The following is a 23,491-nucleotide window of genomic DNA, read 5'->3' on the forward strand; positions in this document are numbered from 1 at the left end:
TCAGGATGCTCCTTTTTAATAGCATATACCAAACTGGCGGCACTTGTCCTTACGGCTCATATTCAGCACATTTCGTCAAAGATCGTCAGCTGAACATTTCCGGCTTCTTTCGCGGCTTTGACGCATGATGCAGCAAATCCGCTTTTTGAAAAAATCCGGTAGTATTTTTTCGCATAATTGAATTGCGCGGATTTAGCGATGAGCGCATTGAGTACATCGGTTCCGGTTTTTTCATTTTTCCATTTGCACTCACAAAAAAGCGCCGACTCCTTTCCCTGAAAGGCGACAAGGTCAATTTCAGCTTCTTCTTTTCGGAGCGGATCATTGCCCCACCAGCGGCCGATGGATTGAAACACAAAGGGCCTGGGGTCTGCGGCATTTTCCCGCCAGAGGAACTGTTTACAGATTTCTTCAAAGATCCTGCCCATGTAGGTTGATAAACCTGATTCAATGATTTTCCAGGCCTCTTCGCCCCTGTTCCGTTGGACGAGCTCAATAAGCGGCGGTATAAAGCAATACCAGAATTGATATAATCCGTCTCCGATGCGGTAGATCGCTTTTCTGCCGGTTTTTAAAGAAATTTCTGCAGGGGATTCTTTTATGACAATGCCCAGATCCATAAGCGTCTTTAGCATATGGCTTACTCGTGCAGTATCAAAACCGGTCTTCGACGCAAGCTCGCCAAGCCGAGTAGTTCCCGAAGCAATTTCCCTGATGAGGGCATTGCAGCTTGCCGGTTCCCGCAGTTCCTGCTTGAGGAGGTTTTCCGGTTCTTCAAACAGAAAGCCCGAGGGAGACAAAAAGTGGGCTATTACATTTTCCTTTAAGGATCTGCGGCCGCTGAAAAGGACCGCATACAGGGGTATTCCGCCTGACATGGCGTATGCACAGGCCTTGTCAAAACGGCTCATGGACGGGATAAATTCGGCAGTTTCAAAAAAATCCATTGGCTGTATTTTATATTGCGTAGTACGGCGTCCATAGAGGGGGCTTTGATAACCCAATACATGATTTTCCATAAAGGAAAGAGAAGATCCGCAGAGAATAAGAAAGAGCTTGCAGCCGGGAGGCCGGTGATCTATCTTTGCCTGCAGCGCCGAAGAAATACCCGGCCAGGCCTTGGCCAGATAGGGGAATTCGTCTATCACCAGGATAAGACGGGATGTGCGTGCTTCCTGAAACAAAAAATCAAGGGCATCATCAAAATTTTTATAAACCGGGCCGCTGCTATTCCGGGTGCCTTCGGGTTTTTTATACACAGTATGAATACTCCGGCTGAAAAGCTCGAGATTTTCCTGGGCGTTTGTCTCCCGGGCAGTAAAAAAACGGCTCTTTTGTCCTTTATAAATTCGCCTATCAGCGCTGTCTTTCCCACCCTTCTCCGGCCGTAAATAACGGCAAATTCAAAGTCCTTTCCATCAAAACGGCGGTGGAGGCTTTCCAGTTCATTTTTCCTGCCTACAAACACGATCTTTCTCCTGATATCAATTTGCTGTATCACGATTCAGTGTCTTATAAAACACTTAATCGTGATACACTAATTTTACTTCAGGAGTTTGATACCGTCAAGGCCAGCAGCCGGTCAATGCATTTAACCGCCTTGTCATATTCGAACATCAGGATAAATTGTTCTATCTCCGTTATGCGGTTCCTTGTTTTTTTATCCAGGGGCATAAGCGTATAATTCAGGAGCAGCTTGTTCACTTCTTCAATGTTCATTCCGGCGAGGGCGTTTTTGAGTTCCTCAAGCCCTGGGACAGCTGTTTCCGTCTGGGCCGCTTCGTTAAGGAGGGCATCGTGTATGCTGTTTAGCAGGGACTTGAGCTTTTCCAGCAGGGGGGCTGTTTTTTCCCTCACGGCCTCTGGGTCTTTTCGCCGGGCCGCTTCTTCCATGAGCGCCGCAGCGTCTCCGAACTCGAGGGCGCCTACGCTGCGGGCTGCGCCTTTGAGGGCATGGACAAGAATGGCATAGAGGCGGAGGTCCCCTTTTTCCGCGGCCTCTGCCAATTCCGCCGCCTTGTCCTCCCCGTCCTGTATAAAGGAGGAAAGTATATCCAGGTAGATCGCCGGATCGTCCCCGGAATTATGCATGCCCCGGATCTGATCAAGTCCCGGTATGCTGGGGAGGGGCGGGCTTTTTTCACCGGGATGGCGGGCTTCTTCGGCGATGGAGTTTATCCGTTTTTCCCGGGGTATCCATTTTTCCAGTATGGCGTTGAGTTTCTTTGTCTCAATAGGCTTTGCGAGAAAATCATCGGCCCCGCTTTTCAGAAAGAGTTCCCGCTGTCCTGCAAGGGCGTTTGCGGTGAGCATGACAAGGGGCAGCTTCCGGTAGTATTCGTCGGTTTTTCCCATGGCCCTGATTTCAGCGGCAACTTCAAGGCCGTCCATGCCGGGCATCATATGATCCAGAAAAACAAGATCGTAGTGGCTGTTTTTTATCATTTCCACTGCCTGGGAACCGGAAAGGCAGGTGTCGATGTCCATGCCGTAAGCGGCCATAAGTTCCTTGGCGACCCACAGGTTGGTGGAAATATCATCAACAATCAGCACCCGTATGGAGGGGGCGGTAAATTCCACCCCGTGATGATCCTGGGGCAAAAATCCTCCGGCGGAAGTGCCGTTGAGCACATTGGCCATGGTGATGGAATAAACCGGCATGAGTATGCAGTTGATATCCCGGTAGGCTGTTCCTTCTCCCTTTTCCACCATGATCACCAAATGGGGAGGAGAAGGATTTTCCCCCATTGCGGCTACAGAATCGGCGGCATGTTTTGAGGATACAAAGGCAAAATCGTAGGCCCCCTTTTCAAGTTCCTCTGTAAATATGTCCAGGTTTTCGGCGCGCCGGGGGGATACACCGAGGCCTTCCAGGGCCGCGTTTAAAAACCGGTAAAAGCGGGGACGCTCCTCCAGAATCAGCACTCCCTTCGCAATGGGTCGTTCAAGGGCGGCTGTCTTCTTCGGGTCTGTAAAGCCCTGCACAATCCTGGCGATAAAAGTGGAGCCTCCGCCGTAGCTGCTTTCCACGGTGATGTCCCCCTCCATGGCCTTGCAGAGATTCAGGGCAATGGGAAGACCGAGGCCGGTACCCTCGATCCCCTGGTTTTGGGAAAGGTTCATCCTGGCAAATTCGTTAAACAGATTTTTTTGGTCCTCTTCCTTTATGCCGATCCCGCTGTCGCTCACCGCAAATTCCAGTTCCAGTTTTTCTTTGCCGGTTATTGTTGATTTGACGCTCAGAGCCACAAATCCCTCTTTGGTGTATTTAGCCGCATTGTTAAGCAGGTTGAACAGAATCTGCCGTATCCTGGCCTCGTCCCCAAAAAGCTGGGCCGGAATGGCGCTGTCGATATCAACAAAAAAATCAACCGGCCTGTCGGTAAAGCGGATGCCGATCATGTTGACTACATCGTTTATCAGGGATGAAAAATAATAAGCCTTCGACTCCGGCTTCATCTGGCCGGATTCAATTTTTGAAAGATCAAGAATATCGTTGATAATTGCCAGCAGGGAATTCCCCGCCTGATTGATGATCGAAATGTATTCGTAAATATTGCCGGGGATATCCTTGCGCATGATGAGTTCGGACATACCCAGAATGGAATTCATGGGGGTTCTTATCTCGTGGCTCATTTTCGCCAAAAAAGCCGATTTGCTCCTGTTTTCCATTTCCGATTTGATCTTTTCCCTGTTGAGGCGGACCAGAAGGTAACTTAAAAAGGACACCAGGATGATCCCCTGAGCGGAGAGCACGATGGACATGTGCCGCAGACCCTCGTAGTAGCTTTTCAGGGGAGTTGCCAAACCTACATACCAGCCGTTAAAAAGCTGTTTGTAATAGGTCGCCATGATTTTGTTTTCCCGGTCCAGTATCTGCATTGCGGCGGTTTTTATTTCCCCCGAGCGCAGTATATCTGCGACTTTTTCATGGTCCTGGCTGAACCGTCCCAGATATTCGCCTATCCGCGCCGGATCGGGGTGGATGACAAAGGCAAGGTCCTGGTTCAGCATCATGCCGTAGCCCCCTTCGGCGATGCTCATGTTCTCCACATATTCGGCGATGCCGCTTATGGATAGATCCATGGCGATAACGCCGTAGAATTCCTCTTCGCTGCCGTAGAGGCTTTTTGATACGGAAATAACCTTTTCCCCGGTGGCGAGATTGGTGTAGAGGGCGGTGACGGCTATCTCGCGGGGGTTGTCCCGGGCCGCAGTATACCAGGGCCTTTCCTGGGGTACATAAGAATCCGGGAATTCCCAGCCGGAACCGCTTGCAAATTGGTCCCGGAAGCAGCCGTAGAGATCGACAAATTCAAAAGTGCAGTTTTCGCAATCCTCCGATTCGCCTATCCACTCGACATACTCCCTGAGAAAAGACTGAATGTCTTCCTTCTGCCCAGAGAAAAGCCGCTTCCGGATCAAGTAGGATGCTTCTGTCAGGATCAGTTCAGATTTCTGCAGGGTGGAGTACAGCCTGAGTTCCGCCGTTTTCAGGGTGCCCGCCGCTGCTACATCGATCTGTTTTTCCAGAATGTTGCGGACAAAGAAATAGCTCACCAGTATCATCAGAAAAAAAGCGGAAAAAACAAAGACAAGCTGCACCGCGATCCGGTTGGTCTTCGTGGCCTTAAGCGGGTACATCTTTTTCTTCCCCTGCAGGTTCTTCAAAATGCAGGACTTGGACAGGCAGCCTGAATTGCGGATAAACCTCCAGAAAAATATCCGTGATACGGGGATCAAAGTGGCGCCCCTTCTCGCTTCCGATTATCCCGGCCGCCTCGTCAGGCGAAAATGCCTTTTTATAGGGCCGCTGCGAAACCAGGGCGTCGTAAACATCCACGACGGCCATGATCCTTCCCTGAAGGGGAATGTCCTCCCCCGCAAGACCCCGGGGATACCCGGACCCGTCCCATTTTTCGTGATGGGAACCGGCCATAATCCGGGCATGGGTCAGAAAGACAGTTTCCTTTGCGCCTTCCTGTATTTTTTTAATGATCCTTTCGCCGAAGGTGGTGTGTTTCTTCATCTCCTCAAATTCTTCCGGAGTCAGCCTGGAAGTCTTCAGCAGGATCTGATCCCTGATGGCGATTTTCCCCACATCGTGCAGCTGGGCCGACTGGAAAAACAGCTCCAGGTTCCAGTTTTCAAGCTCATCAATGTAGACCTGCTTTTTCCGCATTGCTTCCGTCAGGATGCGCAAAGAATATTCGGTCCGTTCCACGTGTTCCCCTGTAACATCATCCCTCCATTCCACCAGATTGCTTATGGTTTTGAGGATGCCGTTCTGCAGGCTTAAGACCGCGCCGGTTTTTTCATCTACCAGATGCTGAAGGTTGTCGTTCAAATACTGGAGTTCCCGCTTTTGGGATTCCACCAGCATGTGCGCATCAACCCGTTTGATAAGCAGGGGCGGCGAAAAAGGTTTGGCGATATAATCCACCGCCCCCAGATTAAAGCCTTCGAGCTCGCTTCCCGGATCGGACTTGGAGGTTAAAAATATAACCGGTATATCCCTGGTTTTTTCGTTTTTCTTTAAAACGCTGATAGCTTTGTAGCCGCTGACATTCGGCATCAGTATATCCAGCAGGATAAGATCCGCAGGATTCGATTCCAGGAAAAGAAACATCTTTTCCGCGCTGGGAACAGTAAACACATCGTACTTGTTCATCAGGGTGTTGCGCGCCATTTTCAGGTTGACCTGGCTATCATCAACCAGGAGGATTCTCTTGCGGCCATTTTCCACGGAATACGGGGACTGACAATTCATATATACTGCTTAAAATAGGCATTTTGTCGTCATTGGTATAGAATTATTTTTTATTTTTGGGTATATTTAACTGTAAATCAATGACCGGAGTATCATGGCAAAACAAAAGAATATCTCCGCGAAGCCCCCCGCCTCCGCAGAACCGATAGAAAAACAACTCTGGAAAGCCGCAGACAAACTGCGGAAAAACATCGACGCCGCAGAATACAAGCACATCGTCCTGGGCCTCATCTTCCTCAAGTACATCTCCGACGCCTTCGAGGAACTCCACGAAAAATTGACCTCCGGAAAAGGCGAATACAAAGGCGCCGACCCCGAAGACCGGGACGAGTACCTGGCGGAAAATATTTTCTTTGTCCCCGAAAACGCCCGCTGGACCCGTATCCGTTCACGGGCAAAACAGGTTTCCATAGGCAAAGATATCGACGCCGCCATGGACGCCATCGAAAAAGACAACCCCTCGTTAAAGGACGTACTCCCCAAAGTCTACGCCCGGGGCAACCTCGACCCCGTGAACCTCGGCGCCCTGGTAGACCTTGTCAGCAACACCGCCCTGGGAACAGCCGAGGCCCGGAGCGCCGACCTTCTGGGCCACGTGTTTGAATATTTTCTCGGAGAGTTCGCCCTCGCAGAAGGCAAGAAAGGCGGCCAGTTCTACACCCCCCGAAGCGTAGTAGAACTGTTAGTCTCCATGCTGGAACCCTACAAAGGCCGGGTCTTTGACCCCTGCTGCGGTTCCGGCGGCATGTTTGTCCAGTCCGAAAAATTTGTAGCCAACCACCGGGGCCGCCTCAAGGACATTTCGATATACGGCCAGGAAAGCAACCACACCACCTGGCGCCTTGCCAAAATGAACCTCGCCATCCGGGGAATCGAAAGCTCCCAGGTATCGTGGAACAACGAAGGCTCCTTTCTCAAAGACGCCCACCGTGACCTCAAGGCCGATTTCGTCATCGCCAATCCCCCTTTTAACGACAGCGACTGGTCCGGGGAACTCCTCCGCACCGACGCCCGCTGGCAGTACGGAACCCCGCCCGCAGGAAACGCCAACTACGCCTGGATACAACACTTCCTCTACCACCTGGCCCCCAAAGGAACTGCCGGCTTCGTCCTTGCCAAAGGCTCCCTCACCTCAAAGAGCTCAGGCGAAGGCGACATCCGCAAAGCCCTCATCGAAGCGCAGCTCGTAGACTGCATCGTCAACCTCCCGGCCAAACTCTTTCTCAACACCCAAATCCCCGCCTGCCTCTGGTTCCTCTCCCGCAGCAAAGCCCGAGGCCCCCGCTCCGCCGAAATCCTCTTTATCGACGCCCGCAGCCTCGGCCGCCTCATCAACCGCCGCACCCGCGAACTCGCCCCCGAAGACATCGCGCAAATTGCCGAAACCTATCACCACTGGCGCAGCGCGAACCCCTCCTACCAAGACATCAAAGGCTTTTGCTCCTCCGCCCTCATAGACCGCGTCAGAGACCTTGATCACGTCCTTACCCCCGGCCGCTACGTCGGCCTCCCCGACGAAGAAGACGACTTTGACTTTGCCACCCGCTTCACCAGCCTTAAAGCCGAGTTCGAAGCCCAGCTCAAAGAAGAAGCGCGTCTTAACAAGCAGATACTGGAAAACCTCAAGAAAATAAATCCCGAACCCAAAAAAGGAACCGCCAACGCGGCCCCTAAAAATAGAAGTTTAAAGGAAAACTAAAATGCCATTTATTTCAGTAACCATCGGACAAAAACTAAACAGCGCAGAAAAAGAAAAACTCAAAGCCGAACTCGGCCGCCTCATCACCATCATCCCCGGCAAAACCGAACCCGACCTCATCGTCCACATCCAGGACTCAGGCGCCGTCTACATGGGCGGAACAGAAACCCCCTCCGTCTACATCGACCTCCGCGTCTACACCAAAACCAAAGAAGACGCCAAAAAAACCTTCACCAAAAAACTCTTCGATTTTATCACCGCCGAATACGGCATAAAACCAGACCGCCAATACCTCACCATCAGCGAATACGAAAACTGGGGCTACGACGGCGAGTTCCACTAAGGAAGAATCATGAAGAGCATAAAAAGGGGGAGCACTGTAAAAACCGTGTATGTAATACAGAACCGGCTAAACCTTTTACCCTTATTCGCCGCGGCTCCCCCTCGCTCCGAAGGTTTTTGGCCAGAGGCCAAAAACTCTTCTCCGCTACCCCCACTCGGTTTGTCGGGTGGTGAGACATGGAGGCGGGCATGAGCAGGGACGGGTGGCGGGAGTGCAAGCTGGGGGATGTAGCTAAATTTAAAACTGGAAAATTAAATTCAAATGCCGCAGCAGCTGATGGGATTTATCCTTTCTTCACTTGTTCACCGGAAACATTAAAAATAGATAACTATGCATTTGATGAAGAAGCCTTATTATTAGCTGGAAATAATGCAAATGGGGTTTTTTCATTAAAATATTTCCATGGGAAATTTAACGCTTATCAACGAACCTATATTATTAATCTAAATAATTCTTGTGATTATAAATATATATTTTATGCTTTACAAAAAGAAATAAAAAATTTGGAATTTACTTCTCATGGAACAGCAACAAAATTTCTTACATTGTCAATACTCAATACTATACCTATTTTACTTCCTTCTATCAGTAAACAAAAAGCTATCGTTTCAATCCTGTCAAGCCTTGATGATAAAATTGATTTACTGAATAGGCAGAATAAGACCTTAAAGGCAATGGCGGAAACGTTGTTTCGACAATGGTTTGTGGAGGAGGCAGACGAGAGGTGGGAGGAGAAACCGTTAAGTGACATAGCTGAATTTCTTAATGGATTAGCATGTCAAAATTATCCTCCCGTTAATGATAACGAAAAATTACCTGTATTAAAAATAAGAGAGTTAAGTAGTGGAATATCCGAACAATGTGATTGGGCCACAACTGACGTAAGTAAAAATTATATCATTCATAATGGAGATGTTATCTTTTCTTGGTCAGCGTCATTAATGGTCAAAATATGGGATGGCGGAGACTGTATTCTGAATCAGCATTTATTCAAAGTTAGTTCCAAGGAATACCCCAAGTGGTTCTATTTTGGGTGGTGTAAATATCATTTAGAAGAATTTATAGCTATTGCTCAGACCCATGCCACAACTATGGGACATATCAAGAGAGGTGATTTGGATGCGGCCATGGTAGTAGTTCCACTAAAAAAGGAGCTTGAAACTATGACAAAACAGATGTATCCTTTACTGGAAAAGCAAATTGGTAATTCGAAGCAAATTAATGCTCTCATGCAGATGCGGGATATGGTGTTACCAAAATTAATGAGTGGAGAAGTGAGTGTGGATTAAGGAGGAAATATTATGCAAAAGCTGAAAACCAATAAGTTTATTATATTTCGATACCAAATACTTCCTATTGATAGAAAATTCCAAGGATTTCTTTTTGAGAATATTAATAGTATAGATGAACTCATTGCAAAGAAAAATGATATTTTTCAAGAATATCTCAAAACATTTGGAAATCTAACAAAAGAAAAATCACAAATCATTGTTCAGCATATGAATGAAGAGAAAGATTCTTTATTATTTAAATTTGCAGTTAACCGTTCAATGATCAGAGAAACAAAAATTTTTACAGAAGAAGAATTGGAGAATTGGCCATCATTTTTGGTATATTTCTGGAATGACCCTAAAAAACAGTATTTAATTATTCAAGAGCGTAAGAAAGCTTTTCAGCATATCGACACTATAACTTCCTATATTGAAAATTATTTATCGGATAAATTAAAAGAGTATGGCTTGACGATTCATTTCGAACCATTATTCAACATAGAAGACTTTTGGCATATTATTTCAGAGCATTATAACAACATCAAAGAAATTCAATTTGAATTAATTACTCCAAATATGGCCAATATTTCACATAATTTAAGTACCGATTTAAAAAATTTAGCATATTCAACTAATACTACAAGATCGCAATTAACGATTGCATCTGATGTTGGCTCATCATTAAAAATTGAAAATGACAATAGTCAGATTAATAACTTGGTTAAATATTCTAGTGAAGGGGGAGGTAATATTACGATTAGAGTTAAGGGGCTAAAATCAAAAATTCAAACTTCTAAAACAAAAAAAACCATTGAGATAAACGAGATGGAAATTATTGGTAAAGACCCTGGAGAAATAATACAAATACTAAAAAGGAATCTACAATGAAAAATATAGTGATACATATACTTATTTCAATAGGATTCTCCTTTTTAATTGTTCAATTTCAAAAGATAATGGATTCTCAATACTTAACAGAATACCTAAAAGGAAATTTAATTACCATTATCATTGCTCTTTTAGCAATTAACACCGCCACCCTTGGTATTATTTTAAGCAGAATACGAGAAATAATTAATAATTTAAAGCAGGATTATTTCATCAATACAAAAAAACAAATGCTAAGTTCAATAACAGAGCAAATAATATTAGTCATTATTTCTATCATTTTTTTTATAATAAATGATTCAAATTGGTTAATAAAAAATTCTGAATATAGGGAACTTATCGATACATTTTGTATTTCCCTATTTATATATGACTTAATTATTTTATATGATACTTCAAAAAGTATTTTTATAATTGTCAATTTTAAAAATAATAATAAAGCTGATAATTAAAATTATTGTGGGGGTTAAATATCTGTATGTCTTGATAGTACCAGGCAACTTTTTTAAAAACCTTTGTCTGCGCCTGCCGCAGTAATATACAGTATAACCATGGATACGATATGGTTACCGGCAAAATTGCCAATGACGATGTGGGCGAAACAGTGTCCTTTGTGGTACAGGGAATTATGCGGCCAGAAGATGCCCTTGAAAAATTGAAATTTGAAACGATCAATAATCAGATATGTTTTGCCACCGAAAAGGCCCTGTCCTTTTTAATGTATATCGGATTTGAGGAGTTATAACATGGCCCACAGTTTGATAAAAGCGGCAATCATCCCCGAAATTGTAAAATTGATAGCCGAAAAACACGCGGTCTCCGAACAAAAGGCCCTGGACATGTTTTATACTTCCGCAACGGCAGCTTCCCTTTCGGACGATGAAACCGGCCTTTATGGGCAGAGCGCCCTGTATATTTTCTCACTCTTTAAGGAGGAATAAAAAAGGCCTGCTTATCTTCAAGAAAATAGTCGTTATCTATTTATCCAAAATTCTTCACTAAAATCGTCATTTTTTCTTCGCTTTTTTCTCCAAATTCAGTATATTGATACCAGGGAATAAATGGATCTTCTGGGATCCATTTCTTAATAAGAAGGATCTCCTGAGATCCATTCTAAATTCGGAGGGAAATATGAGTGCTCAGGATTTTTGGAACCGTGTAAGGTTCATGGTAACGAAAAACAAGACAACTCAGGTGGAAATCGCAAAGGCTTGTAATATATCCTATAATACCCTTCACGGATGGATATTAAAAAATATATACCCGCCGGTTATCGACGCTTACAATATCGCTAAAACGCTGGGTGTTACTGTTGATTATCTTATGGCGGGCAAGAGTACAGAGGAACAAAAAATAGAAGTCCAAATTAAAGGGGTCAAAGATTTGCTACAGCATGCTGAAACAAAGCTTGATAAAATGATGCCTACTACTTGATAATACTACAAAAATAGACTACATTAAGAATATGAAGTTACCCGGCAGAAAGGGGTGAAAGGAAAAGCTATGAAGGATACTATAGAATCGATGGTAAGGGCTGGGAAGAAAGCACCCCCTGAAATTATCAAAGAAGCCAGACGAGTGGCAAGAGAAGCCCGGAAACACCCGGAATCATACGATCCCGAATGCCCTCCCAGCTCTCCGCAAGCCTTGGCGGAGTTCGCAGCTCAGGCCCGGGAACTTCGAAAGCGAAAAGCTTCCCCCGTGGTTTCTATTCGCGTAAAGCCGGAGGCCCTGGAAAAATACAGGGCCTTGGGGAAAGGTTATACCGGTACCATGGGGGATGTATTGAACTACGTGGCCGATAACCCGGAGATCCTTGCAAAGGTTTTATGACAGGCGTGGGTTCATTTGCTTCATAATACCTGATGCCTACTGGTTACATTTACTCCCATCCCCCATCCATGTTAAACTTTTCTATGCCCTTCCTCACCGAGTCTGATATTGAACAATACGCCCTCGAACTTCTCGAAGCCCAGGGCTATGACTGTCTGTACGGCCCGGACATTGCGCCGGGCGGGCATAATCCGCTCCGTAAATCTTTTGATGAGGTTCTCCTCTTTGATATGCTGGAAGCCGCTGTTGCCCGGATTAACCCGAACCTTTCACGGGAGCTTCGGGAGGATGCGGTCAGGCAGTTGGCCCGGCTCCGCAGTGCGGATCTTATGGTCAACAACGAAACCTTTCACCGCTTCTTCACCGAGGGGGTTCCTGTAACCAGTGTTTCAGGCGGTTATGAGCGGGGAGACAGGGTGATGCTGGTTGACTTTGAACATCCTGAGACTAACGATTTTACAGCGGTCAACCAGTTTACGATTATCGAGAATCATATCAATAAACGGCCCGACATCATCCTCTTTATAAACGGGATTCCCCTGGTGGTAATCGAATTAAAAAACGCCGCCGATGAAAACGCGGATATTGCATCAGCCTGGAAGCAGATACAAACGTACAAAGAGGCGATTCCCTCCCTTTTTACCTTTAACAGTTTTGCAATTATCTCTGACGGCCTTGAGGCGCGGGCGGGAACCATTTCTTCGGGGCAGAGCCGCTTTATGGCCTGGAAAAGCGCCGATGGCAGGAAAGATGCGTCCGGGCATACGGGGCAGATCGAGACCCTTATTAAGGGGATGCTGAATACGCAAACCCTGCCGGATCTTATCCGCCACTTTATTGTGTTTGAAAAAACCAGACGGGAAGACAGTAAAGGAATTACCGCCGTCGAGACGGTTAAAAAACTTGCGGCCTATCATCAATACTACGCGGTGAACAAGGCGGTGGAATCTACCCTGCGGGCATCGGGGTATGTAAAAAAGTCAAAGGGGATACACAAGGGGATTGGCGCAGAATCGGAGAATGCCGCTGCCGAAGATCCTGAATCCTACGGACTGCCCGGTGTAAAAACCCAGCCCCTGCGGGACCGGAAGGGCGGCGTTATCTGGCATACCCAGGGCTCGGGGAAGTCCCTGTCCATGGTGTTCTTTACGGGCAAGATCATCCTTGCCATGGATAACCCTACCGTGGTGGTGATCACCGACCGGAATGATCTGGACGATCAGCTTTTTGACACTTTTAGTGCTTCAAAACAACTGCTCCGTCAGGAACCGGTTCAGGCGGAGAGCCGAGGCCAGCTCAAGGAACTTCTCAAGGTTGTTTCAGGTGGCGTGGTGTTTACTACCATTCAGAAATTTCAGCCCGAGGACGGCAGTAATCTGTACGAAGAACTGTCGAAGCGGGAAAATATCATCGTTATTGCCGACGAAGCCCACCGGAGTCAGTACGGGTTTACTGCAAAAACGCTGGACGAAAAAAACGAAGCCGGGGAAGTGATCGGCAAAAAGACGGTGTACGGTTTTGCCAAATATCTGCGGGACGCCCTGCCCAACGCGACGTATCTGGGCTTTACCGGCACCCCCATCGAAAGCGCCGATGTGAACACCCCTGCGGTCTTTGGCAATTATGTGGATATCTACGATATTGCCCAGGCGGTGGAAGACGGCGCCACAGTCCGCATCTATTACGAAACCCGTCTGGCGAAAATTTCATTGAGCGATGAAGGCAAAAGGCTCATTCAGGAATTTGACGATGACCTTGAAATGACTGAACTCGCGGAGACCCAAAAGGCTCAGGCGAAATGGGCCCAGCTTGAAGCCCTTGTCGGAAGCTCCGGCAGGATAAAAAAAATAGCCCTGGATATTGTTACCCATTTTGAACAGCGCCAAACGGTATTAAACGGCAAGGCCATGATTGTCGCCATGTCACGCCGTATTGCCGCCGCCCTGTATGAGGAAATTACCGTCCTGAGGCCCGAATGGCACAACAGCGATTTGGATAAGGGAAGTATCAAAGTGGTGATGACATCTTCTTCTTCCGATGGGCCTGAAATATCCAAACATCATACTACCAAGGATCAACGCCGCAAACTTTCTGACCGGATGAAAAATCCCCATGACGAACTCCGTCTGGTGATCGTTCGGGATATGTGGCTCACCGGGTTTGATGTGCCCGCTCTCCATACCCTCTATATTGATAAGCCCATGCGGGGCCATAACCTGATGCAGGCCATAGCCCGAGTCAACCGGGTATATCTGGATAAAAAGGGCGGCCTCATCGTGGATTATCTGGGGATCGCTTCGGATCTAAAAGATGCCCTTTCCTTTTATTCCGCCTCAGGGGGCAGGGGCGATCCGGCGGAAACCCAGGAGCAGGCGGTTTCCCTCATGCTGGAAAAACTGGAAGTGGTGTCTCAGCTGTTCCACGGTTTCGATTATTCCCCCTACTTTAGTGCCGGTACGGGGCAGAAGCTTTCCCTCATTCTTGCTGCGGAGGAACATATCTTGCAGCAGGAAGACGGACGACGGCGTTTTCTCGATCAGGTAACTGCCCTGTCCCAGGCCTTCGCTATTGCGGTTCCCCATGACAAGGCCATGGATGTAAAGGATGAAGTCGCCTTCTTCCAGGCGGTAAAGGCCCGGCTTGCAAAATTTGACGGGCCCGCTTCCGACGAAACCGTTTCCGGTAAATCCTCAGGCGCCTCCGCGCAGACAGCCTCCTCCCTGGAAACCGCCATCCGCCAGATCGTTGACCAGGCCCTGGTAACAAGCCGGGTGATCGATGTGTATGAAGCGGCGGGAATCAAGAAGCCCGATATTTCGATCCTTTCGGAAGAATTCCTTATGGACGTAAAAAACATGGAGCACAAGCACCTCGCCATGGAAGTGCTGCGAAAACTCCTTGCCGATGAAATCAGGGCCCGGCTTAAAACAAACCTGGTGGAAGGGAAGACCCTGATGGAAATGCTGGAAAATTCCATCAAAAATTATCAGAATAAAATCGTCACCGCTGCGGAAGTCATCGACGAGCTTATATCCCTTGCCAGGGATATTCATAAACGGGATACGGCTTTTGAGGAACTTAAGCTTACCGAATACGAATATGCTTTTTATACCGCAGTGGCGAATAACGAAAGCGCCCGCGAATTAATGGGCAAGGAACAGCTCCGGGAATTGGCAGTGGTACTCTACCGGAAAGTAAAAGAGAACGCCTCCATCGACTGGACTATACGCGAAGATGTGCGGGCCAAGCTCAAGGTGACGGTGAAACGCCTTCTCCGCGAATACGGCTATCCCCCGGACATGGAAGCCCTGGCAACCGAAACGGTTTTGCAGCAGGCGGAAAAAATCGCCGATGAGCTGGCGTAATCCCCATCCATGCTAAACTTCTGCATGCCCTTCCTCACCGAGTCTGTAATCGCATTGTACTATTCACCGCCTTGTGGTAACATTTTATAGAAAAAAATTTAAAGTCCTTTAGGGGGTGCCGTATGATTCGTATGTTGAACGCTCACACGTTGGAGATTGATGATCCTGAGCTGGCGTTTAAAGAAATTCAGGAACAGCTGGATGTTCAGAGCCTTTCCAAAAATTCTGTCGGTATCCTAAGCTGCCATCATGAATTTATCGACACTGGGATTGTTAAAAAAATATGCGAGGCCATGCCCTTTGACGTAATTGGACTTACCACCATGGTTACCCTTGTAAACGGCACATACGATATGTATATGCTGGGGCTTACCGTACTGACAAGCGATGATGTCTCCTTCAAGGCCATAAAATCGTCTGCGCTCACCCTTGAAAATTGCGAGGAGGAGCTGACCAAAACATATCAAGCCGGGCTTGCGGGGTTTCACGATGCTCCATCGCTTATTTTTACGATACTCCCCTCAAACTTAAATATAAGCGGCTCAATGATGGTAAAGCATCTGGATAAAGCCTGCGGAGGTATTCCCGTGTGGGGAACCGCCGCAAGCGATGACTCAATGGCCTTTACACATGTAAAAACCATCTTTAACGGTATCGACTACGACGGCACTCTTGTAATGATTCTCATGTATGGCCCGATCAAGCCTAAATTTATTGTAACCGCCCTGCCCGACAGGAATATATCGCCGCGCAAGGTGATTATTACCGAATCTGACGGGTACGTTGTGAAAACCGTAAACGATATGCCCCTGAGAGCGTATTTTGAGAGCATGGGAATCGCGGTAAAAGAAGGCCCCGACGCAACGGCAGTTCCGATTATGCTCAATTACGGAGACGGCGGTAAAGCGGTCGCCAGCGCATTTTTCAAATTTTACCCCGATGGCAGCGGTTTGGCCGGGGTTGAAGTTCCCAATAACGCCTCGTTTTCGCTTGGCGAAATAAATTACGCAGGCATTATCGAGACAGCGGAAGAATCCATCCTTCAGGCGCTGAAAGAAGAACAGGTAAACGGCATGATGATGTTTCCCTGCGTTACACGCTATGTGATGACCAGCCCCCATAGCGAGGACGAAATGCGCCTTGTCATAGACAAGATAGGCGGTAAATTCCCTTATTTGCTTGCGTACTCAGGCGGGGAAGTATGCCCCGTGCCGGGGAGCGACGGCAAGCTGCATAATCGTTTTCACAATTATACTTTCGTGGCCTGCACTTTCTAGCTGTATATTTTCCACGAGGGAGGTGAGCTTTATGTCTACAGACGCGGATCCATTGGTTTTGATAGAGCAGCTGCGGCAGCAAAATGCGGATCTGGAAAAAAGTCTAAAGAGAGTCTCCCGCGATGTTTCGCGCCTAAAAGGCGAATTGGACCGAGAACGCGCCCTTTCCCTGATAAAGTCAAACCACAATGCCGTCCGCACCCTGGAACAGCGGGAACATGAAAAATATATGAGGCTGCTGCTTGCCAACACGCCCAATGCTCTTTTGCTGATGGATAAAAACTGCAGATTGGTTTACTGCACAGACGCGTTTCTGCAAATGTCCCGGATTAACCACATCGAAAAAATCAACGGCCGTACGCTGAGAGAAATATTTAAGCAATTCTCGGAACACAAGTGGCCTGATGAGTATTTTGAAATAATTGAAGAAGCGGAGCGTGCAAACAAACCCGCTTCCTTTAAAGATCCTGACGCAATCATGCCGAACGGCGACATACACAAATTCGAAGTCCATTATGCTCCTATGCTTGACGTGAACGGTTCCATCGAGGGCAGCCTTATCATTTGCCACGATGTTACCGAAATTGAGCGGATGCGCCAAAAGGCAGAGCAGGCCAGCATCGCAAAATCCGATTTCCTTTCCAATATGTCCCACGAAATGCGCACACCCTTGAATGCGGTCATAGGCATGACCAACATCGCCAAAGCATCGAAGGAGCTTAACAGAAAGGATTATTGCCTTGGCAAAATCAATGAGGCTTCGGTTCATTTGCTCGGTGTTATTAACGACATTCTTGATATGTCAAAAATCGAGGCGAATAAATTAGACCTTTCCAATACGGAATTCAATTTTGAACAAATGATCATCAAAATGGTCAATGTAATAAATTTCCGTGTGGATGAGAAACATCAAAACCTGATGGTCAAAATCGCTGAAAATGTTCCCCGCAGAATTATCAGCGATGACCAGCATTTAGCCCAGGTAATAGCCAATTTGCTGTCCAATGCAGTCAAATTTACCCCTGAGGGCGGCAAAATTACGCTGGAAGCCAGTTTGGTTGAAGAAGAATCCGCTTCCTGCGTATTGCAAATCCGGGTGATAGACACGGGGATAGGGGTTACCAAAGAACAGGCGGGCAGGCTGTTCCAATCATTTCAGCAGGCTGACAGCAGTACCTCCCGTCAATTCGGCGGAACCGGGCTTGGACTTGCCATATCGAAAGCTATTGTCGAAAAGATGGAAGGCACTATATGGGTTGAATCCGAATACGGGCAAGGTTCCACCTTCGCATTTACCTTCCGTACAGAAAAAGGCGCAAATGAAGAAAATGACAGCTTGCTGTCTCCCCTGGTCAATCTGGAAACTATGCGAACCCTTGTGGTCGACGATGACCCTGTTATTTTGGAGTACATGGAAATAATCGCTTTACAGTTGGGTATTTCCTGCGATTATGCGGATAGCGGGGAGGCAGCCTGCAAACTGATCGAGGAAAAAGGCATTTACGACCTCTATTTCATTGATTGGAAAATGCCCGGTATGGACGGCATTGAACTGGCGCGGCGTATCAAGGCGAAGAGCGCAGGAAAATCCATCGTCATTATGATTTCAGGCGCCGACCTGAACAAAGTCGAGGCAGAGGCCAAAGATGCAGGAATCAGTAAATTTATCCAAAAGCCGATATTTGCCTCCGCGATTGCAGAAACCATAAATGATTGTTTGCATGTTTCCACGAAAATCTCCCAGGATTCCAGCGGAAGCCAGACCTCAAATGGGAGCAAAGCCTCCGATCAGGGCCATGATGACAACTGCTTTTTGGGTTATCATATAATGCTTGCGGAAGATATCGAAATCAATCGTGAAATAGTGCAAGCCTTGATGGAACCAACGGGGATTAAAATTGACTACGCAGAAAACGGTAAAGTCGCAGTTGATTTGTTTTCCAAAAACCATGGTATATATAACGCTATATTAATGGATGTGCAAATGCCGGAAATGGATGGTTATCAGGCAACACGCACAATACGCGGTATCGAAGAATCCCGTGCATTGCAATCAACGGGGCCCGTTAAGCCGGTTCCGATAATTGCAATGACCGCCAACGTATTCCGCGAGGACATCGAAAAATGCCTGGCCTCGGGCATGAACGACCATGTGGGCAAGCCCCTGGACATGAATGACGTGATGGCCAAACTGCGGAAGTATCTGTAATCCTATTGCCTTGGACATAAATTTTGAGGATCTCATTTTCTCCAAAAGGCCGGCGTAAAAATAACCAACACTGTCCACAGTTCCAGTCGGCCCGCGATCATCACAAAGGAAAAGAGCCACTTGATGTGATCCGGGAAGGCGCTGTAATTATGACGGGGCCCGATGGCGCCGAAGCCGGTTCCCACGTTGCCGGTGATGGACAGGGCCGCGCTGAAAGACGAAAAGAGATCTGTTCCCGATGCGGCGGTGACAAGGGTGGTAACAGCGACCACTATCAAATATAAAAAGAAAAAGCCCGCCACCCCGTAGATCACATCTTTGCGGCCGACTTTTTTATTCAGCTGGATGCTGAATACCCCCCTGGGATAGATGATCCGCCGCAGTTCATTTCCCATTTGTTTGAACAGCACCACATGACGTATCACCTTGATGCCGCCGGCGGTGGAACCGGAACAGCCGCCTATGAACATGAGGAAGAAAAGCACTGTCCGGGCGAAGCTGGGCCATGTTTCATAATCGGCGATTGCGGAGCCGGTGGTGGAAAGAATTGAAGCTGTCTGGTAGGAGGCATGGCGCAGGGCAGCCCCGGGGGAACCGTAAACCGGGATCAGGTTTACGGTAATAAGCGCCGCGGACACGAGAAAAATAATGAGATAGGCCCTGGCTTCGGTATTGTCCAGCACATCACGGAACCTTCCCCGAAGGAGCCGGTAATAGAGACTGAAGTTGAGCCCCGCAAGGAGCATAAAGACCGTGGAAACTCCGTCAATAAAACCGGAATTGAAATAGGCAATTCCCGCGTTCCGGGTACTGACCCCTCCTGAAGCCATCACGGTAAAGCCGTGGCAGATCGCGTCAAACCAGTTCATGCCTCCCAGGCGGTAGAGGAGCATCAAAGCGGCAGTGAGTATGCCATAGGCCAGAAAAATGAGTTTGGCAGTAACGGTTATCTTGGGGGTGATCTTTTCTTTTTCCGGCCCCGGGGTTTCCGCTTTGATAAGCTGGAAGCCGCCGACCCCCAGGACAGGCATAAGGGCCACCGTGATGAGCACAATCCCGATGCCGCCGAACCAGTGGCCGATGCTCCGCCAAAAAAGCAGGGATTGGGGGAGGGCCTCCACATCAGAGATGGTGGTGGCGCCGGTGGTCGCAAAGGAACAGGCGCTTTCAAAAATCGCATCGGTGAGGCTGATGGCATCACCCAAAAAATAGGGAATCGCCCCAAGGAGACTTGCCAATACCCAGGTCAGAAAGACCAGGAGGAAACCGTCCCTGGCGTTCAGGTGGAGATTTTTTTTCCGCAGCGAGAGAAGGCTCAGGCCGGCCAGGACGGAAACAATCCCCATGGGAAAGGCGAAGGCCCGGATCATGGCGGTCTCTCCGTTGGCAATAGCGATGACAAGCGAAGGGGCCATAATGATCGCTATGATACCCAGCAGTATTATCAAAAAGCGGAGAAGGATGAATTGTTTTGCGAATCGGGATATCTTCATTTTATTCAGGTGGGCCCAAAGAATTTTTCGACTTCCGCCTGGCTGCCGGTCTTGGCGATAAGGACGATGCGATCCCCCCGGCCGAAAATATAATCGCCCCGGGGTATGAAGGAATTGCCGTCCCGGTTTACCAGCATTACCAGGCCCCCGGCGGAAAATTTCAAGTCGGAAATGGGTTTGTCCAGCGCCGGCACATCCTTTCCGATTTCAATCTCCATGATATCCACGCTTCCGTCCCCTATGCGGTGCACCTCTTTAACCCCGCTGCCCATAAGGTGGGAGAGGATGGAATCCACCACCACCGACTTCATGGGGATTACCACATCCACCCCAAGCTGCCTTGCCATGGCGGCGTAGCCCGAACCGGTAACCATGGCGATAGTCCGGGCAATGCCCCGGGATTTAAGGTACACCGCAGTGATAATATTGAGTTCCTGATTGTTTGTAGTGGTGATCAGCAGATCCAGATCGTCAAGCTGCTCTTCGGTTACAAAGCTTTCGTCCGATATATCCTCGTTAAGGACCAAAGCTTCGGGAAAACGGGCCGCCAGCTCTTTGCAGAGTTTATAGTCCTGTTCAATAATGACAATTCTGCGGCTGTTCCGGGGGATCAGGGTTCTCAGCAGGGGAAAGAGAATATTCCTTTTGCCCTTTTCTTTTTCCTGCTGATCCGGTTTATCAAAGGCCCCGTGCTTGGAGACAAGCCCTTCGGCGATAAGGGAACCGACCTTGCCGCCCCCCACGATACCGATCTTGCGGATGGGCTTATCGGTGCTCCCCGCAAATTTGAAGATCCGCGGCATATCCCTTCCGTTGGCAAGGATATGCACCCGGTCCCCCTTGGCAAGAACCGTAGAGCCGGACGGCAGCAATACTTCCCTGTTCCGTTCAACCAGGGTAACGAGGCTTTCCTCCTTAACCAGGGAACGGTAGTCCTTAAGGCCAAGCCCGTCAAAAGCGCTGTCCGGGGTCACGTCAATGGAACCAAGTTCGTAGGGGGTGTTGGAAAAAGAAATGATGTCCCCAAGGGCGCCATGTTCGATAGCGTTGATGATTGAACGGGAAGCCTCCACATCGGGATGAATAAAGTGATCGATGCCGAGGATGCGGCGATCCGCAGATTCCTGGCGTTTCAGCTGGAGATAGTCGTCGTTCCTGACCCGTGCGATTTTAAGGAGATCCGGGAACAGGGAAGCGGCGAGGCCGCAGATGATCATGTTGACTTCGTCCGAATCGGTGACACAGACCAGGGCATCGGCCCTGGCGATACCCGCATCCTTCAGGGCTTTGATGCTGTTTCCCTCATCATGGATAACCATGCAGTCGAGGTGGTTCGAGGCATGCCGGGCACGCTCTTCGTCTGATTCAATTATGGAAACATCGTGTTTTTCCTGAACGAGATGCTTTGCCAGCTGTGTGCCTACAAGTCCGGCGCCGACTATAACTATACGCATTGCGCTCATTATAGAAGAAAAAATCTCTTTGTTGAATTACCCGGCAAAGAGAATGTTATTCCAAGATAGTCCGAAGGAAGGGGGCGGTACCTTAAACACGCGATATTATTACCCCCACTACCGGGCCGCCGGGCTTTGAAATCGCCCCAGTACCTGCATTTGAAAGTGAAACTGCGCCCATCTTTGGAAATGCAATACAGGGGATCATCGGTATGTTCAATCCGGTATAAATCTTCCTTCATACAGGCTTTCTGCACATACTCGTGGATAGCACAGCCAAAAGTGGTCTGAAAGTCTATTTGTAATTTTGTGCCTCCCATACCCCGCTGCTCCCACTACTGGTATCCGTGGTCAGACAAGCCGTAGTTAGCTCCCGCGAACCATTCGGACTTATATCCAGTACAATAAATCATTTTGCCGATTCATTCAAAAGAATCCCGATCTCTCTCAAGCTCCACAATGAATTTGGCAATCAGCGCCCTAAAATTTTTCTATCATAGTGTGCTTCAAAGAAAAATCATAGAAGAACAACGCCGCCCAAAACTTGATGAACGCCTACCGTCCATATTGTCAAAGTCGGAGATCAATACTATCCTGGAATACGAAAAAAATCCAAAACACAACCTATTGATAATGCTTGCTTATTCTTCAGGACTACGGGTCAGCGAAGTAGTATCTCTAAAAATAGGACACATTGATTTTTCCCGGAATTCAATATTATCTAGCCGTGCAGCATCCTTCATAAATGAATACATTTCCATTTACGGCATTAAAGATTGGCTGTTCTCAGCCAAGCAGCCATCTTTCAATCCGCTCCGCCCAAAGCATATTCAACAAAGCCGTGGCAAAGGCTGGCATTCAAAAGGATGTTTCCATCCACAGTCTTCGGCACACCTTCGCCACCCATCTCCTGGAAAACGGAGTAGACATCAAATACATCCAGGAACTCCTCGGTCACGCCTTCCTCAAAACAACCGAACGTTACACCCACGTAGCCCGCCGCAACGTCCTCAAGATAAAAAGCCCCCTCGACGATTTCGGCCCTGCCGCCGACTAATTCCCCCTCTACGCAAATACACATAAAAGGAGTTAGATGCCATTGCCCTAAAATTTGTAGGGAAATCAAGAAAAATTTAAGAAAATCGAATAAAATCTCTTGACATATACGATATACTATCGTATACTATATCATATGAAAGTAACAGCAATTATTGAAGACACATTAGTAAATGACGTAAAGGAATTTACCCACAGTTCAACCGTTACCGAAGCAATAACCATTGCTTTGCGGGATTGGATAGATATTTATAATATCAAAGAACTCAATAAAGAAATATCCAAAAAACCTATAATCATCGAACATGGGGACAAAATTCGAGAGGCAAACAGAAGAACATGATAATATTGGATACATCTGTTTGGATTGAATTTCTCAAAAAACATGAACCATATTTTACAATAATAGCACCGTTATTAGAGGAAAAGGCAGTATTAGCGGTCGAATGTGTCTTTGGGGAATTATTGCAGGGAGTAAGAAAAGAAGGAGAGCAAAATACCATTTTAGGGTATTGGAGACATTTGTCAAAAATTGAATATAATGAAATAATAATAGAGGCAGGAATATATTCAAATAAAAATAAATTAATAGACAAAGGAGTTGGTTTAATAGACGCAATCATATTACTACATGGAATAAAAAGTCAATCAAAAATATGGACACTTGATAGTAATTTTTTCAAAGTAATACCGAAAGAACTAATATATCTCGGTAAAAGTACGGGCAACAGCGCATAACCAGGCTGTCGATTTAATATATTTTTAAAATAGTAATTTCCCCAAATAATTCAATTCAGAAATAATTTTTATTTAATTTTAAATTCAGACAAATA

General features: G+C 47.4%; 19 protein-coding genes and 3 pseudogenes. 16 read left to right on the plus strand and 6 right to left on the minus strand.

From position 1 onward, the window contains the following. Positions 1–62: 62 nt before the first annotated feature. From TREAZ_RS18805 to TREAZ_RS16700, 4 genes and pseudogenes are all read right to left on the minus strand, one after another. Entirely contained in the window at positions 63–911 is an 849-nt protein-coding gene (locus tag TREAZ_RS18805) for an ATP-binding protein (RefSeq protein WP_425357482.1), read from the minus strand. Between the two features lie 3 nt (positions 912–914). Next, positions 915–1,501 (minus strand): annotated as a pseudogene (locus tag TREAZ_RS18810) (AAA family ATPase); the annotation flags it as partial. Between the two features lie 47 nt (positions 1,502–1,548). Next, positions 1,549–4,644 (minus strand): hybrid sensor histidine kinase/response regulator, encoded by a 3,096-nt coding sequence (locus TREAZ_RS16695; protein WP_015713081.1) that lies wholly within the window; start codon positions 4,642–4,644, stop codon positions 1,549–1,551. Further along, complete coding sequence (locus TREAZ_RS16700; protein WP_015713082.1) at positions 4,631–5,770, minus strand: HD domain-containing phosphohydrolase; 1,140 nt, start codon at positions 5,768–5,770, stop codon at positions 4,631–4,633. The genes TREAZ_RS16695 and TREAZ_RS16700 overlap by 14 nt, the downstream gene beginning before the upstream one ends. Before the next feature lie 94 nt (positions 5,771–5,864). On the opposite strand from TREAZ_RS16700, the gene TREAZ_RS16705 reads away from it, so the two are divergent. From TREAZ_RS16705 to TREAZ_RS16760, 12 genes and pseudogenes are all read left to right on the plus strand, one after another. Further along, positions 5,865–7,469 (plus strand): type I restriction-modification system subunit M, encoded by a 1,605-nt coding sequence (locus tag TREAZ_RS16705; protein ID WP_015713083.1) that lies wholly within the window; start codon positions 5,865–5,867, stop codon positions 7,467–7,469. Between the two features lies 1 nt (position 7,470). Beyond that, on the plus strand, positions 7,471–7,812 hold the full coding sequence (locus TREAZ_RS16710) for a phenylpyruvate tautomerase MIF-related protein (protein ID WP_015713084.1): 342 nt from the start codon (positions 7,471–7,473) through the stop codon (positions 7,810–7,812). A 188-nt stretch (positions 7,813–8,000) separates the two neighbouring features. Continuing rightward, positions 8,001–9,101, plus strand: a complete 1,101-nt coding sequence (locus tag TREAZ_RS16715) for a restriction endonuclease subunit S (RefSeq protein WP_043923171.1) — start codon at positions 8,001–8,003, stop codon at positions 9,099–9,101. Between the two features lie 12 nt (positions 9,102–9,113). After that, entirely contained in the window at positions 9,114–9,971 is an 858-nt protein-coding gene (locus tag TREAZ_RS16720; RefSeq protein WP_015713086.1) for a hypothetical protein, read from the plus strand. Further along, positions 9,968–10,423: a hypothetical protein gene (locus tag TREAZ_RS16725; protein ID WP_015713087.1), complete on the plus strand. Its 456-nt coding sequence runs from the start codon at positions 9,968–9,970 to the stop codon at positions 10,421–10,423. Before TREAZ_RS16720 ends, TREAZ_RS16725 begins: the two co-directional genes overlap by 4 nt. A gap of 71 nt (positions 10,424–10,494) precedes the next feature. Next, a pseudogene (locus tag TREAZ_RS16730) lies at positions 10,495–10,716 on the plus strand (DUF3990 domain-containing protein); the annotation flags it as partial. 1 nt (position 10,717) lies between these two features. Next, positions 10,718–10,912, plus strand: a complete 195-nt coding sequence (locus TREAZ_RS16735; protein WP_015713089.1) for a hypothetical protein — start codon at positions 10,718–10,720, stop codon at positions 10,910–10,912. Between the two features lie 190 nt (positions 10,913–11,102). Next, positions 11,103–11,405, plus strand: coding sequence for a helix-turn-helix domain-containing protein (locus tag TREAZ_RS16740; RefSeq protein WP_015713090.1), 303 nt, complete (start codon positions 11,103–11,105; stop codon positions 11,403–11,405). Positions 11,406–11,474: 69 nt separating this feature from the next. After that, positions 11,475–11,804, plus strand: a complete 330-nt coding sequence (locus tag TREAZ_RS16745) for a BrnA antitoxin family protein (protein ID WP_015713091.1) — start codon at positions 11,475–11,477, stop codon at positions 11,802–11,804. A gap of 68 nt (positions 11,805–11,872) precedes the next feature. Further along, positions 11,873–15,169 (plus strand): type I restriction endonuclease subunit R, encoded by a 3,297-nt coding sequence (locus TREAZ_RS16750; protein WP_245535059.1) that lies wholly within the window; start codon positions 11,873–11,875, stop codon positions 15,167–15,169. A gap of 122 nt (positions 15,170–15,291) precedes the next feature. After that, complete coding sequence (locus TREAZ_RS16755; protein ID WP_015713093.1) at positions 15,292–16,446, plus strand: FIST N-terminal domain-containing protein; 1,155 nt, start codon at positions 15,292–15,294, stop codon at positions 16,444–16,446. 31 nt (positions 16,447–16,477) lie between these two features. Next, positions 16,478–18,655, plus strand: coding sequence for a response regulator (locus TREAZ_RS16760; protein WP_015713094.1), 2,178 nt, complete (start codon positions 16,478–16,480; stop codon positions 18,653–18,655). Between the two features lie 32 nt (positions 18,656–18,687). Here the strand turns inward: TREAZ_RS16760 and TREAZ_RS16765 are convergent, their stop codons facing one another. Then, positions 18,688–20,070 carry a TrkH family potassium uptake protein gene (locus TREAZ_RS16765; RefSeq protein ID WP_245535060.1) on the minus strand — a complete coding sequence of 461 codons (1,383 nt, stop codon included), beginning with the start codon at positions 20,068–20,070 and terminating at the stop codon, positions 18,688–18,690. A gap of 83 nt (positions 20,071–20,153) precedes the next feature. Beyond that, complete coding sequence (locus tag TREAZ_RS16770; protein ID WP_015713096.1) at positions 20,154–21,602, minus strand: Trk system potassium transport protein TrkA; 1,449 nt, start codon at positions 21,600–21,602, stop codon at positions 20,154–20,156. 459 nt (positions 21,603–22,061) lie between these two features. Between TREAZ_RS16770 and TREAZ_RS18675 the strand changes: the two are divergent. The 4 genes and pseudogenes from TREAZ_RS18675 to TREAZ_RS16790 form a co-directional block, all read left to right on the plus strand. Next, positions 22,062–22,259 (plus strand): annotated as a pseudogene (locus tag TREAZ_RS18675) (tyrosine-type recombinase/integrase); the annotation flags it as partial. Positions 22,260–22,347: 88 nt separating this feature from the next. Next, on the plus strand, positions 22,348–22,659 hold the full coding sequence (locus TREAZ_RS18680) for a tyrosine-type recombinase/integrase (RefSeq protein WP_280990957.1): 312 nt from the start codon (positions 22,348–22,350) through the stop codon (positions 22,657–22,659). A gap of 135 nt (positions 22,660–22,794) precedes the next feature. Beyond that, positions 22,795–23,001, plus strand: a complete 207-nt coding sequence (locus TREAZ_RS16785) for a hypothetical protein (RefSeq protein ID WP_015713099.1) — start codon at positions 22,795–22,797, stop codon at positions 22,999–23,001. Next, on the plus strand, positions 22,998–23,396 hold the full coding sequence (locus tag TREAZ_RS16790) for a PIN domain-containing protein (protein ID WP_015713100.1): 399 nt from the start codon (positions 22,998–23,000) through the stop codon (positions 23,394–23,396). Before TREAZ_RS16785 ends, TREAZ_RS16790 begins: the two co-directional genes overlap by 4 nt. The last annotated feature ends 95 nt before the right edge of the window (positions 23,397–23,491 follow it).

It is taken from the genome of Leadbettera azotonutricia ZAS-9 (genome assembly GCF_000214355.1).
Classification (GTDB): Bacteria; Spirochaetota; Spirochaetia; order Treponematales; family Breznakiellaceae; genus Leadbettera; species Leadbettera azotonutricia.

Excerpts from the sequence above, each read along its gene's own strand:
- TREAZ_RS16760 (WP_015713094.1), top strand. The coding sequence starts at position 16,478 with ATGTCTACAGACGCGGATCCATTGGTTTTGATAGAGCAGCTGCGGCAG.
- TREAZ_RS16745 (WP_015713091.1), top strand. The coding sequence starts at position 11,475 with ATGAAGGATACTATAGAATCGATGGTAAGGGCTGGGAAGAAAGCACCC.
- TREAZ_RS16715 (WP_043923171.1), top strand. The coding sequence starts at position 8,001 with ATGAGCAGGGACGGGTGGCGGGAGTGCAAGCTGGGGGATGTAGCTAAA.
- TREAZ_RS18680 (WP_280990957.1), top strand. The coding sequence starts at position 22,348 with ATGAATACATTTCCATTTACGGCATTAAAGATTGGCTGTTCTCAGCCA.
- TREAZ_RS16770 (WP_015713096.1), bottom strand. The coding sequence starts at position 21,602 with ATGCGTATAGTTATAGTCGGCGCCGGACTTGTAGGCACACAGCTGGCA.
- TREAZ_RS16695 (WP_015713081.1), bottom strand. The coding sequence starts at position 4,644 with ATGTACCCGCTTAAGGCCACGAAGACCAACCGGATCGCGGTGCAGCTT.
- TREAZ_RS16700 (WP_015713082.1), bottom strand. The coding sequence starts at position 5,770 with ATGAATTGTCAGTCCCCGTATTCCGTGGAAAATGGCCGCAAGAGAATC.
- TREAZ_RS16755 (WP_015713093.1), top strand. The coding sequence starts at position 15,292 with ATGATTCGTATGTTGAACGCTCACACGTTGGAGATTGATGATCCTGAG.
- TREAZ_RS16725 (WP_015713087.1), top strand. The coding sequence starts at position 9,968 with ATGAAAAATATAGTGATACATATACTTATTTCAATAGGATTCTCCTTT.
- TREAZ_RS16735 (WP_015713089.1), top strand. The coding sequence starts at position 10,718 with ATGGCCCACAGTTTGATAAAAGCGGCAATCATCCCCGAAATTGTAAAA.
- TREAZ_RS16740 (WP_015713090.1), top strand. The coding sequence starts at position 11,103 with ATGAGTGCTCAGGATTTTTGGAACCGTGTAAGGTTCATGGTAACGAAA.
- TREAZ_RS16785 (WP_015713099.1), top strand. The coding sequence starts at position 22,795 with ATGAAAGTAACAGCAATTATTGAAGACACATTAGTAAATGACGTAAAG.
- TREAZ_RS16750 (WP_245535059.1), top strand. The coding sequence starts at position 11,873 with ATGTTAAACTTTTCTATGCCCTTCCTCACCGAGTCTGATATTGAACAA.
- TREAZ_RS16710 (WP_015713084.1), top strand. The coding sequence starts at position 7,471 with ATGCCATTTATTTCAGTAACCATCGGACAAAAACTAAACAGCGCAGAA.
- TREAZ_RS16765 (WP_245535060.1), bottom strand. The coding sequence starts at position 20,070 with ATGGCCCCTTCGCTTGTCATCGCTATTGCCAACGGAGAGACCGCCATG.
- TREAZ_RS16705 (WP_015713083.1), top strand. The coding sequence starts at position 5,865 with ATGGCAAAACAAAAGAATATCTCCGCGAAGCCCCCCGCCTCCGCAGAA.
- TREAZ_RS18805 (WP_425357482.1), bottom strand. The coding sequence starts at position 911 with ATGAGCCGTTTTGACAAGGCCTGTGCATACGCCATGTCAGGCGGAATA.
- TREAZ_RS16790 (WP_015713100.1), top strand. The coding sequence starts at position 22,998 with ATGATAATATTGGATACATCTGTTTGGATTGAATTTCTCAAAAAACAT.
- TREAZ_RS16720 (WP_015713086.1), top strand. The coding sequence starts at position 9,114 with ATGCAAAAGCTGAAAACCAATAAGTTTATTATATTTCGATACCAAATA.